The following is an 11,983-nucleotide window of genomic DNA, read 5'->3' on the forward strand; positions in this document are numbered from 1 at the left end:
CGACCTCATTCGAGTCTAGACAAAATGACACCAAATGAGTTTTACTATGATCAGCTACCCCAACAAAACAAGGTGGCTTAACTAGAGCGGAATATCACTTATAAATACGCTTTTAGTTGTTCAAACATGTGGGACCACCTCTGATCAACAATTAGCAGAATTTAATAAGTGTGTTAGTGAATTAAGAAAAATAACACCTGAGTGTCAGTCAGTAGATGATCTAAAACTCGAAAGTCAGCAGTTGCAGTTTATTCAAGCTTTTCGTGATGTGATTCGTCTACATTCACAACTGAAAATGTATACAGACTTTGATGTTGATAAAGCAGTTATAGTGCCGCAAGAACTTGAGGACTATAAATCTAAATATAAAGATTTGTATGACAGAATAAATAAAGGTACAGCGGTTGAAAAAGATTCAGTGCTACGTGACGTGAATTTTGCTTTAGATTTTATTATTAGTGATTATGTAAATCAGGATTATATTTATACATTATTAAATATGATTGCTGCTGCGCCACCGTCCTCGATTCAAAGAGCGAAACAGCAGCAACAACTCCAATCTTTACTCAGTAATGACCGAAAAATGTATAAAAAAATGGATTTGATTCAGAAATTTATTGATGAACAAATACCACGAATGCTGAATGGCCAAAGTGTTCAAGATGCATTTAAGCAGTTTTGGGATGCAGAAAAACAGCAAGCCTATGATGTCTTTTGTAAAGATGAAAATCTTGTGATTGATGAATTTAAAAAAGTGGTTCAACGATTTGATTTTACTGAACGTTTTCCGCACGCACATGAAATTCGGCCATTGCCAAAAAACAAGCCTTCAGCACTGGTGAGTAAAGTCTATTTTGAGGGATTGCATCAGAAAACCAATGCGATTTTAGAAAAATATGATTTACGGATTTAAACGTTAAGCTAAGTTATGAAAAATATTTGCTTAAAAGGAGGGTTCTTTTTTTATGGAATTTAAGAACCTTATCCTGTTTATTCAATAATTGTATGATTAAATTTCTTAGAATAAATATGATTTAAAAACAAATCACAAAGTGAGGCGAAAATTAAATTTCGCGCCAAACTTCATTCTTATCTTTCAATGAAATCACAAAGTTAAATTTGTCATCATTACTTACCAAAAGGCCTTCTGGCGTTTGCATAATCACTTTTAGAACGGTACCAGTTTCAAAAACCAAAGGACTGCAATTTTCTTTATTTAATGTAATTGGTTTGAGTAATTCAACAATTGCACTTTCCATTTTACTTCCCCAAGCATAGGTTGTTAATTGAACTTAGCATATTATTGGTGAAGAAACATGTTTTGTAAATGACGTGAGCTACATCGCAGAAAATATTTTAGAGAATTCCATAACTTAAGTTTAAATAATGGTTAAATAAATTATGGTTTTTTAATCTATTGATATCAAAAAATAATTTTAAAATATGACAAACTTTTTAACTGTAATTATATGTCCTAAGATGTGCCTTTTGTTCCACAAACACTGACCAGATCATCAAAAGGGCATGATCAATAATGAATTTAAGGTGAACTTCAGTTTTCATGCTTAAGCTAACAGAATGATGTGTCATCTTGTATTTGATTGTTAAATTTCAGATTAAACAGCGTTAAATCTTCAATCTGAACAAGAAATTTAATGAAATAAAACTTATCATCAGCAACTCAAACTAAAAACAAAGATTCAGGGAAATGTAGGACCAATGTTTAAATCTTTTTTTCCAAATCCAAAATGGTTTTTTGGATCATTCCTTATATGGTTCGTGATCAATATTGCCTTGTGGTATAGCGGTGGCAATAGTTGGGGTACGATGTTCGGTTTAGCTGCAAATTATCATCAAGCAGAGCTGCCTATTGGTATTAGCCGATTTTGGACCCCCAAATTTTTATGGTTCTATGTTTGGTTTTTTGTAGCAACGGCGCTTTTTGCAGCCTTTTGGAAGATTAAATCAGATAATCCTTGGCAGCGATGGTCAGTGTGGGGAACCGCACTTATTCTGTTTAATGTTTGGTTTAGTGTGGAATGTAATGTCGTGATCAATGCTTGGTATAACCCATTCTATGACCTGATCCAGAAAATGCTTTCAGGTGGTGGGGGCGAAGTGACGATGCTTTATTCTGAGATACTGACTTTTCTCTATGTGGCCATGGTGTATGTCACACTGGCTGTATTGAACCTGTTTTTCGTCAGTCATTATGTTTTTCGTTGGCGTACTGCAATGAATGACTTTTATACTGCGCATTGGGAAAAACTGAGAACCATCGAAGGTGCCTCACAGCGTATTCAAGAAGACACGATGCGCTTTGCAAAAACCACAGAAGGACTTGGGGTTAGCTTAGTTGAATCGGTGATGACCTTAATTGCATTTCTACCTGTGCTGCTAACTTTATCAACACATGTAAAGAAATTACCTGTCGTGGGGGAAATCGCCTATGCATTGGTTTGGGCGGCAGTCCTTTGGGCGGTTTTAGGGACGGTTATTTTAATGCTGGTGGGTTATAAACTACCGGGTTTGGAGTTTAATAATCAAAAAGTCGAAGCGGCATATCGTAAAGAGTTAGTTTATGGTGAAGATCATGCAGATCGAGCAGACCCTTTCACATTAAAAGAATTATTTACTAAAGTTCGTTTTAATTATTTTAGACTGTATTTCCACTACGCTTATTTCAATCTGGTTCGTATTTGGTACATGCAACTGGATAATATTTATGGATATTTTATTTTGTTTCCAAGTATTGCTGCGGGAACAATTACGCTCGGTATATTAATGCAAATTTTAAATGTCTTTGGGCGTGTACGTGATTCCTTCCAATACCTGATTTCCTCATGGACAACCATTATCGAACTGATTTCTATTTATAAGCGTTTAAGAGCGTTTGAAGAAAAAATTAATAATTGATTTTATAAGTTTAAAATAGACCTGCACTAAAATGCAGGTTTTTTTATGACTTTAATTTTAAGTTAATATATTTCAATAAAATCAATAGATTAATATTTTTATATGAGCTGTTTTTTTACTCGATTCCATATTGTCGCTCGAATCCTAGATAAGCCTAGTTTTATATCATGATTAATAATAGAGGCTTGTTCTGATGGCAGATTTGATAAGCACATAGCGATACATAAATGCTTGCGAAATAACCTAAAAGGGAACGATGATGACCGTTCACCAAGGATAAACAAATACACTTAAATAAAATGTGAAATTCATCAAATTAAAATGAACAACATATGCACACATCTCAAACGTGTACGATTTTAGTGATTAAATTTATAAAAATAATAAATAAAATCAAGATTATAAAATTGTGAAAGGCACTAAATTACGCTATTTTTTAAGGGTGAATTTTTTGAGATTTTTGCTGTGAATTTAAAGGCAATTTTATGGGTGGGGAGTATTGGATTTGCATTACATGGTTGTACAACCATGCAGAGTTTAAACCCAAATTCATTTAATCATTATGCATCACCACAAGAAGTGATTAATCAAAAAGGGCTAAATAGCTCAAATGGGAAGGCGAAAGAATACGTCTATGATTGGGGGCCACAAAAGAAAAATATGGAAGCAGAATCAGTTATACCCAAGCAAAATATGAGCAGTTACTGCCAAGCCAAAAATGGCAAATTTATTCAACTGAATAAAAGCAATTTGAACCAAGTCAAAAATGCATGGAGTCGTAAATTATTAGCGACCTATAGCAGTATAAAACAGGGCACAGGCGTATTTCAGTGTAGTCAGGCAGATGGACAACGCTGGATGGTTGCTATTGAACCCGTTTCAGAGCGTAAATCAAATGACCGTTCTGAAACCCGCTTAGTGAGTTTGTATACAGCAATTATTGGACCCGAAGAACGTCGCAAAAACTATAATAAACAAGAAGAAACTGTAGCTAAAAAAGCCACACCAAGCAAAGCCAAAGCAACGACAACAAAAAGCAATGCGAAAGAGGAAGCAAAAAAAGAAGTAGAGACTAAAAAAGAAACCAAAGCCAAAGAGCCTGAAAAAAAACCTGTAGTGAAACCAGTTGCAGAAACATCGCAACAGATACAAATGCGCTTATATGTGAATGCACGACGTGACCTGAATGCCGGAAAAAATCAAGTCACCGCTTGTAATAATGCACAGCGCGCTTATAGCTATGGCAAATTAAATGGTGCAAATGCCAATAGAGCCTATGCTGAATCAGGTATGCTCGTTGCAAAATGCTTAACCTCAGTGCCTGCATATAGCAAAAGTTATCCAAACGCCAATGCAAGAGCAAAAGGCATCCTACAAAACTTAGCGACCAACTATAACCACGCAGGGGCAAAAAATATGTTGAATCGTATGAAATAAACTTCAACAGGATAAAAGCCATTTGGGGAAATAAGCTTTTATCCTGATCCAATGATGTACTCAGATAAAATTTTAAAAAATAATAAGGAAAAACCATGAGTTCAGTAAATGAAACTTATTTTAATGCACCATTATTTGACCGAGAATTAACAGAGATTACAGTCAATATCGAGCAAACACCCTTCTTTTTGAATGATCGTGGGCATCCAACATATTTAGCATCACTTGGGGCAGGAATTCATTTAATTACAGAGTCAACTACCAATGCGAAAATGACGATGGGAAATCCCTACGATGTACCTTCCGAAATTTCGACTAAAATTACCAATTGGGGGGAGCAAACGGAGCTTGAATTTGAAGGGCAACACTTCGAGTTTATGCCATTGGTGGCAAGCAAAGAAACCGCGGCAGCTTTTGGTATCACCTTAGTTCAGGCAGGTGAAGCGATTCAGATTCATTCAAATCAAAAACGACTGTCAGAGATTCAATATGAATACGGCATGATGGCAGGGCATTATTTGCCTTATGAAAATGCAACATCAAATTTAAATGGCTGTAAAACTTTAACGCCATTTGTCATTACTGATTTAGAACATCATGACTTTCCGCATATTTTTAGCGCGACAGATCGGGATCATTTGCCTCTGGTCATCTCAGTAGGACGCTATTTTCCAAATCTAGGCAAGATTTACTTGGCAGATTTATGGGTCAATCCGGGGGATGCTTTATACATTCCTGCGAAACCCAAATATTCGAATCCCGAGTTTATTGACCTACATAACAACCGTAATGCAGCACTTGCCTGTTGGCGAGGTGACAGCAATAAATCGACATTGACCACCCATAGTTTGCTCGATACCCACGGACATTTTTACTGGTATTGGAATAGAAGGCCAACGATTCATCCTCTCATCTATGCACCGACTAGCAAAAATGAATAGTTGAGTTACATAGACCAAACAGCAAATACAGCACTTCATGATACAAAGGTGACTCAAGTTTTGGGAGTTTGGTCTATGGCTTACGGTTTATCTAAAAAATTACATCTACGTTTTTCACGACCAGCAGGTTTGGCTGTATTGACGCTCATGATGCTCGGGACGACTCAGGTGAGTTTGGCGAGTCCGACGGTCGATCAGCTCAGTCAATGTTTAGTGAAATCGACCACTGCTGCAGATAAAACGGCAGTTCTACAATGGACCTTTTCTGCATTGGCAGCGCATCCAGATTTAAAACAATACAGTAATGTCAGTGATGCGCAAAAAACGCAACTCGATAAAAATCTGGCTCAAGTGATGCAGCGAATCTTGGTTGAGCAATGTTCTACGCAAACGCAGGCCGTAATTAAAGCCGACGGTCTACAGGCTGTAGGCGAAAGTTTTCAAGAGCTTGGTAGTATCACAGGGGATGAAATATTAAAGACGCCTGAAATTAAACAACAATTACAAGGCGTACTGCGTTATGTCGATTTGAATAAATTGGTGACTAAATTTTTAACCCCAGAAATTTGGAATAAGTTAGGCTCTTTAAGAGGACAATAAGGTCAATGGGCTAGCTGCTCAGCTTAGAACGGATTTCAGTCCAATTGGTCGAAATCCAACATACAAAAGAACCGAGTGTCACCATCACAGCGCCAATCCAAAAAGTGGGTGAAAGCGAAGTTTGTAAAATCCACATGGACATGACAGATGAAAAAATAGGGCTAAAGTAAGACAGTGTCACGAGCATAGTGATATTGCCTTGGTTAATGCCAATATTCCACGCGGCATAGCCCAGTCCTGTCACGGTAGATACCATCAGCATATACATGATGGTTGTGGCATTAATATGCACAATTTGAGATAACTGCTCAGGATGTAAAACTAGCATTTTCAGCCAAAGCACAGCACTGGTGGCAATAAAAAATAAGGTAATCGGGTTATGTCCCTGACTGTATTTTTTAGTAATCACGCAATACAGCGACCACAAACTTGCGCCAATAAAGGCTAAGCCATAACTCAGCGGATTGCTTTGCACATTACTAAGTACCGCGGACAGATCAATCGCACCATTGCCCGTTTGAATATAAAACACCCCTGCAAGGCTGATACCCAAACCTAAAATTACCAAAATATTAAATTTCAGTTCTTTAAAAATAATTAGCATTAAAATGGTCATGCTTGGCCAGAGGTAATTGACCAAACTGATTTCGATGGCTTGTTGTGCGGTTTGTGCTAAGGCAATAGCGTAGGAAAAACAGATTTCGTAAATGACAAATAAAGCGGTTGCCCCGTAAAGGTAAGTACGTGGAATTTGTTTTAAATTGGGAATGCGAAATAGGGCAAATAGCAGTACCGCACTTAAGCTATACATAAACAGGACGGCCAAATCTGCCCCGATGTTTGCGCTGACTTTTTTCAGTAATCCAATAATGGTTGACCAGAGTAAGATGGCGCTAAAGCCGATGAGGGTAGCGAGGTTTTTGGTCATGGTTATAGAGGGATGGGAGAATAAGAAGATTGTATCCCAAACAGACTAGGTTCAAGATTGAAAAGTGATGTTTTTAAATAACTTTAAAATATCCATTAATTATAGATTTATGATTTGAATAGCCGAATGATGATTTTAATTAGCCAATAAATTGGATAGAGAATAAAGTCCATGCCATAGGCAAAGTCTTCGCTACGTTGTTTTCTACGTGGTTCAGGTTGCATGTTAGAGAGCCATTTACGGCTTTTGGGAATAATAAGCAAAATGATGATGATAACGGTGAATATGCCAATTGCGATTTGAATGATGGTGAGTAAGAGTTCGGGTGTCATTTTTGTTTTTCTTGAATATTTTGAGTTTTATAGCATATTTTAAATCCTCTCCCTAGCCCTCTCCTTTGTCAAAGGAGAGGGAATCACGCGTATCCAATTGATGATGTGACAAAGTCTCCCTTTTTTAAAGGGAGATTTAGAGGGATTAAAGGGTTTGGATAAGTTCTAAGTTTTCGAATTTTTTGCAATATTATTTGCTAAAAATTATTTCTTGAATAAATTTAAAGAGCTTTTATAAATTAATCTTTTATATCTTGAAGTAGAAGTGAGGGGATCCTTGAATTTAAATGAAATACAAAAAAACATCGAAAGAATATCAATAGAAAATTGGAATCGGTCTTTTAGTGGAACTTCAAGTTCAGAAATTGCTAAGAAAATTGATATCGAACATTCACTTGTTATGAAGGCTATGGAGAACCTTGTATCTAATGGGCTTGGTTCGATCAATGCGAATGTAGAAATGTGTGAAGTATCAATGGATATTGATATGGAAAAACCTAATTTTAATTTTACCCCTATCATTTTACATATTTATTTCCCATCAAAGAATATGTTGGAAGAGTATTTTTATACTAGTGATTTAGTTAGAAAGGATATTCCTGAGTATAAGAAAAGGTTGCATCTTGGAGCTCATCAGTTAGGACAAGTATTTTTTGATGAGGCTGTTTTATCAAGATATTTTGATTATCCAGAATACTATGATGTTGATGATTCTAGATCAGGTGGCCATATTTATATTGCATCAGATAAAACTCCTGAAGAGCGATATATTCATGTTCGGCATGGTAGAAAAACTCTACTAACCAATCAGTCTGTGGTTATAGCTATATATAAAGATTTAGAAAATATGAGTGAATTTGAGCAAAGACATTGGCATGCACATGAATTAAATAGTGCTCAGTTGGATTTCTGTGTTAATGATGAAGCTTATCAAAATTTTTATAATCGAAATTATGAGGGGGCTTGGATTGAGTATAAGGATGACTTATTAGACTTAACTAAAAATATAGAATTATTAAATTCACTTCTTGGTGATAAAGTTTTAAATAAAACTGAAAATATCTATTGCAATCCACCTGTGGAAAATACAAACAAGGCATATTTTGATAGCTGTAGTGAGTTATTTAAGTTAGTAGGCCCAGATAATATTAATCAGAAAACACTAAAGACATTTCTCAAAGTCAATAAAGCGTGTATAGAGCAAGATTTTATTCACGAAGAATCAGGTAGATCTTTAAGTGCCATACAACTAATGGAACTATTTGAGGAGAAAATTGGTGTTTCAAAAGCGTTTACGAAGAGTATACGTTTATTGCAAAAAGATAGAACGGAAGCAGATCATAAAATTACTGAATTAAAAATTTCTGAAGATAATCTAGTTGAAAAATTCTTTAGTCATATAAATGAACTTAATCGTAATATCTTAGCGATCATAGAAATAATAAAAAACCCGCTCTAAAGCGGGTTTTCTTTTAAAGAAAGATCAAATCAACCAATCAATTTCTTCATCAATTCATTCACTTGCGCAGGGTTGGCTTTACCCTTAGACGCTTTCATCACTTGACCAACTAAGCCGTTGAAAGCTTTCTCTTTACCAGATTTATACTCTTCAACCATCTTCTCGTTGGCAGCAAGCACTTCCTTAATAATCGCTTCAATCGCGCCTGTATCAGTTTCCTGTTTCAAGCCTTTTTCCGCAATAATTTCGTCCGCAGTTTTGCCTTCATCCCACATAAAGCCGAACACTTGTTTCGCGATTTTACCGCTAATGGTGTTATCGACAATACGCGCGATCATACCGCCAAGTTTCTCAGCAGATACAGGAGAATCCGCCAAATCTAAGCCTGCTTTATTTAAAGCACCCGAGAATTCGCCCATGACCCAGTTTGCAGCAATCTTACCTTGTGCAGCACCGCCCGCAGCAGCCACAACAACTTCATAGAAGTCCGACAACTCGCGTGTAAGCGTCAATACGTGAGCATCATACTCAGTCACGCCAAAGTCCGCGACAAAGCGTGCACGACGTGCAGCAGGCAACTCAGGAAGCGCAGCACGTGCCGCTTCAATTTGCGCATCTGCAATGATTACAGGCAACAAGTCAGGGTCAGGGAAGTAGCGGTAATCGTTCGCTTCTTCTTTCGAACGCATTGAACGCGTTTCCATCTTCACAGGGTCGAACAAACGCGTTTCTTGGTCGATGGTGCCATCCCAATCCAAGATTTCCATTTGGCGTTCGATTTCAACGTTAATCGCTTGTTCAATGAAACGGAATGAGTTCAAGTTTTTCAACTCGCAACGCGTACCAAACGGTTGACCCGGACGACGTAAAGACACGTTACAGTCCGCACGGAACGAACCTTCTGCCATGTTGCCGTCAGAAATGCCTAACCAACGCACAAGCGTGTGAATCGCTTTAATGTAGGCAACTGCCTCTTCAACCGAACGCATATCAGGTTCAGATACGATTTCAAGTAACGGTGTACCTGCCCGGTTGAGGTCGATACCCGATTGGCCTTCAAATTGGTCATGGATCGATTTACCAGCATCTTCCTCAAGGTGAGCACGGGTTACGCCAATGCGCTTAACCGTACCATCTTCAAGTTGGATGTCGATATGACCCAAGCCCACAATCGGGTTATCCATTTGGCTGATTTGGTAGCCTTTTGGAGAGTCAGGGTAGAAATAGTTTTTACGTGCAAACACAGACGCTTGGTCGATGTAAGCATCGATACCCAAACCAAAGCGGATCGCAAGATCAACCACTTCTTTGTTCAATACTGGCAATACGCCCGGCATTGCCAAGTCAACAAGGCTCGCTTGCGTATTTGGGTCTTGACCAAACGTAGTTGATGAACCTGAGAAAATTTTGGTATTGGTTGCAAGCTGAGTGTGAATCTCAATACCAATCACTACTTCCCAACCGTCAATCAGGTTAGATTTTGGTTTAGCCGCTTTTGTAGAGTTGTTTTTAGACATTATGCGTTCTCCTCAGCAATTGCAGCGCGTTGTGTATGCCAATCCGTTGCTTGTTGGTACTGATGAACCACAGACAACAATTGAGATTCTGACCAGTAGTTACCAATCAGCTGTAAGCCAACAGGCAAGTTGTCTTTGTCAAAACCAACAGGCGCGTTAATCGCAGGCAGACCTGCCAAGTTCACTGCGATGGTGTAGATGTCGCCTAAGTACATTTCTACAGGAGACAAGTTTGCACCAATCTTATATGCAGTCGTTGGTGCAGCAGGAGCCGCAATCACGTCTACAGATTCAAATGCTTTTAAGAAATCTTGTTGGATTAAACGGCGTACTTTTTGTGCTTTCACATAATAAGCATCGTAGTAACCCGCAGAAAGCGCGTATGTACCAATCAAGATACGTTGCTGAACTTCTTTACCAAAACCTTCTGAACGTGAACGTTTGTACAAGTCCATTAAGTCCACAGGATTTTCACAGCGGTAGCCATAACGCACGCCATCAAAGCGTTGTAAGTTAGACGATGCTTCAGCAGGAGCAATTAGGTAGTAAGTAGGTACATAAGCATCCGTCATGGTGAGATCAATCTCAACCAGTGTTGCGCCCATTTCTTCTAACTTTTTCAGAGATTCTTCAACACGCGCTTTTACGTCCGCATCTAAGCCGGCAACATTAAAGTATTGCTTAGGAATACCAATGCGTAAGCCTTTAACCGATGTGCCGTTTAGGTTAGCAACATAGTTGTCTACGTCTTTTTCAACAGAAGTTGAATCTTTCGCATCATGACCTGCCATCACGTTCATGAGGTAAGCACAGTCTTCAGCCGAACGTGCCATCGGGCCGCCTTGGTCTAAAGATGATGCATACGCAATCATACCGAAACGTGAAACACGACCGTAAGTCGGTTTAAGGCCAGTCAAACCACAGAAAGACGCAGGTTGACGGATTGAACCGCCTGTATCTGTACCTGTTGCGAACGGCGCAAGATCAGCCGCTACAGCCGCAGCAGAACCGCCTGAAGAACCACCCGGAACATGGTTTAAGTTCCAAGGGTTTGCTGTTGCGCCATAAAATGAATTTTCAGAGGTCGAACCCATGGCGAATTCATCCATGTTCACTTTACCTAAAGTGACAAGGCCCGCAGCTTTACCTTTCGCTACAACGGTCGCGTCGTAAGGAGAGATAAAATTGTCCAGCATTTTAGAACCAGCAGTGGTTTTAATGCCTTGGGTACAGAAAATATCTTTATGTGCAATTGGTACACCGGTCAACGCAGTTGCATTGCCTGCTTTAATTGCAGCATCAGCCGCATCTGCTTGCGCAAGTGCTTGTTCAGCTGTCACGGTCACGTATGACTTGACTTGAGCATCGATTTTTTCAATGCGTTTTAAATAGTGTTCAGTCAATTCGCGTGAAGAAAATTTAGCGCCAGCCAAACCTTCAGACAATTCACGAATTGATAAGCGATGTAAATCTGTCATGAGAAATATTTCTTTACGTTTAATTTGAAAAAATGTTGATCTGAATAAAAATTATTCAATCACACGCGGAACAAGGTACAAGCCATCCTGTACGGCAGGAGCAACTGCTTGATATGCTTCGCGATGATTGGTCTCAGATACCACGTCTTCACGTAAGGGCTGTGGATTGTCGAATGGACTTTTTAGTGGTTCAACACCGTCAGTATCGATGCCTTTCAGGGTTTCCATCATGCCTAAAATTTTATTTAAACTTTGAGCATAGTCAGCAGATTGCGCTTCATCTAGCGACAATCGAGCCAGATGGGCAATCGCTGAAACTGTTTGTGCATTTAGATCTGCAGAATGCTGTGCATCCGATGTAGACATAACATTACC

General features: G+C 38.5%; 12 protein-coding genes. 6 read left to right on the forward strand and 6 right to left on the reverse strand.

The features are described from left to right. Positions 1-100: 100 nt before the first annotated feature. Positions 101-913, forward strand: a complete 813-nt coding sequence (locus FTU17_RS01445) for a hypothetical protein (RefSeq protein WP_373684044.1) — start codon at positions 101-103, stop codon at positions 911-913. 151 nt (positions 914-1,064) lie between these two features. Here the strand turns inward: FTU17_RS01445 and FTU17_RS01450 are convergent, their stop codons facing one another. Beyond that, the gene (locus FTU17_RS01450; RefSeq protein ID WP_180004283.1) at positions 1,065-1,259 is read right to left on the reverse strand and encodes a hypothetical protein; all 195 of its coding nucleotides are present in this window, start codon (positions 1,257-1,259) and stop codon (positions 1,065-1,067) included. 460 nt (positions 1,260-1,719) lie between these two features. Here FTU17_RS01450 and sbmA point away from each other — a divergent pair, with 460 nt between their 5' ends. The 4 genes from sbmA (at position 1,720) to FTU17_RS01470 (ending at position 5,894) form a co-directional block, all read left to right on the forward strand. After that, positions 1,720-2,916, forward strand: coding sequence for a peptide antibiotic transporter SbmA (sbmA, locus tag FTU17_RS01455; protein WP_180134546.1), 1,197 nt, complete (start codon positions 1,720-1,722; stop codon positions 2,914-2,916). 465 nt (positions 2,917-3,381) lie between these two features. Further along, a complete protein-coding gene (locus FTU17_RS01460) occupies positions 3,382-4,353 on the forward strand; it encodes a hypothetical protein (protein WP_180134547.1) in 972 nt (323 codons plus the stop codon). Positions 4,354-4,448: 95 nt separating this feature from the next. Continuing rightward, on the forward strand, positions 4,449-5,294 hold the full coding sequence (locus FTU17_RS01465) for a hypothetical protein (RefSeq protein WP_180134548.1): 846 nt from the start codon (positions 4,449-4,451) through the stop codon (positions 5,292-5,294). Positions 5,295-5,441: 147 nt separating this feature from the next. After that, a complete protein-coding gene (locus FTU17_RS01470; protein ID WP_373684045.1) occupies positions 5,442-5,894 on the forward strand; it encodes a hypothetical protein in 453 nt (150 codons plus the stop codon). Positions 5,895-5,904: 10 nt separating this feature from the next. Here FTU17_RS01470 and yddG read toward each other — a convergent pair whose 3' ends face one another. Together yddG and FTU17_RS01480 are read right to left on the reverse strand one after the other, a co-directional pair. Further along, positions 5,905-6,822 (reverse strand): aromatic amino acid DMT transporter YddG, encoded by a 918-nt coding sequence (gene yddG / locus FTU17_RS01475; protein ID WP_180134550.1) that lies wholly within the window; start codon positions 6,820-6,822, stop codon positions 5,905-5,907. Positions 6,823-6,929: 107 nt separating this feature from the next. Continuing rightward, positions 6,930-7,154 carry a hypothetical protein gene (locus FTU17_RS01480; protein WP_180134551.1) on the reverse strand — a complete coding sequence of 75 codons (225 nt, stop codon included), beginning with the start codon at positions 7,152-7,154 and terminating at the stop codon, positions 6,930-6,932. 277 nt (positions 7,155-7,431) lie between these two features. Here FTU17_RS01480 and FTU17_RS01485 point away from each other — a divergent pair, with 277 nt between their 5' ends. Next, positions 7,432-8,613: a hypothetical protein gene (locus tag FTU17_RS01485; RefSeq protein WP_180134552.1), complete on the forward strand. Its 1,182-nt coding sequence runs from the start codon at positions 7,432-7,434 to the stop codon at positions 8,611-8,613. A 29-nt stretch (positions 8,614-8,642) separates the two neighbouring features. Here FTU17_RS01485 and gatB read toward each other — a convergent pair whose 3' ends face one another. The 3 genes from gatB to gatC are packed head-to-tail and all read right to left on the reverse strand — an operon-like array spanning position 8,643 to position 11,974. Beyond that, positions 8,643-10,130 (reverse strand): Asp-tRNA(Asn)/Glu-tRNA(Gln) amidotransferase subunit GatB, encoded by a 1,488-nt coding sequence (gatB, locus tag FTU17_RS01490; RefSeq protein ID WP_180134553.1) that lies wholly within the window; start codon positions 10,128-10,130, stop codon positions 8,643-8,645. Then, positions 10,130-11,608, reverse strand: a complete 1,479-nt coding sequence (gene gatA, locus FTU17_RS01495; protein WP_180134554.1) for an Asp-tRNA(Asn)/Glu-tRNA(Gln) amidotransferase subunit GatA — start codon at positions 11,606-11,608, stop codon at positions 10,130-10,132. The genes gatB and gatA overlap by 1 nt, the downstream gene beginning before the upstream one ends. 51 nt (positions 11,609-11,659) lie before the next feature. Continuing rightward, a complete protein-coding gene (gene gatC / locus FTU17_RS01500; RefSeq protein ID WP_078189985.1) occupies positions 11,660-11,974 on the reverse strand; it encodes an Asp-tRNA(Asn)/Glu-tRNA(Gln) amidotransferase subunit GatC in 315 nt (104 codons plus the stop codon). Positions 11,975-11,983 lie beyond the last annotated feature (9 nt).

The organism is Acinetobacter sp. YH12070, from assembly GCF_013419625.1.
Classification (GTDB): Bacteria; Pseudomonadota; Gammaproteobacteria; order Pseudomonadales; family Moraxellaceae; genus Acinetobacter; species Acinetobacter amyesii.

Excerpts from the sequence above, each read along its gene's own strand:
- yddG (WP_180134550.1), bottom strand. The coding sequence starts at position 6,822 with ATGACCAAAAACCTCGCTACCCTCATCGGCTTTAGCGCCATCTTACTC.
- gatB (WP_180134553.1), bottom strand. The coding sequence starts at position 10,130 with ATGTCTAAAAACAACTCTACAAAAGCGGCTAAACCAAAATCTAACCTG.
- FTU17_RS01450 (WP_180004283.1), bottom strand. The coding sequence starts at position 1,259 with ATGGAAAGTGCAATTGTTGAATTACTCAAACCAATTACATTAAATAAA.
- sbmA (WP_180134546.1), top strand. The coding sequence starts at position 1,720 with ATGTTTAAATCTTTTTTTCCAAATCCAAAATGGTTTTTTGGATCATTC.
- FTU17_RS01465 (WP_180134548.1), top strand. The coding sequence starts at position 4,449 with ATGAGTTCAGTAAATGAAACTTATTTTAATGCACCATTATTTGACCGA.
- FTU17_RS01480 (WP_180134551.1), bottom strand. The coding sequence starts at position 7,154 with ATGACACCCGAACTCTTACTCACCATCATTCAAATCGCAATTGGCATA.
- FTU17_RS01470 (WP_373684045.1), top strand. The coding sequence starts at position 5,442 with ATGATGCTCGGGACGACTCAGGTGAGTTTGGCGAGTCCGACGGTCGAT.
- gatC (WP_078189985.1), bottom strand. The coding sequence starts at position 11,974 with ATGTCTACATCGGATGCACAGCATTCTGCAGATCTAAATGCACAAACA.
- gatA (WP_180134554.1), bottom strand. The coding sequence starts at position 11,608 with ATGACAGATTTACATCGCTTATCAATTCGTGAATTGTCTGAAGGTTTG.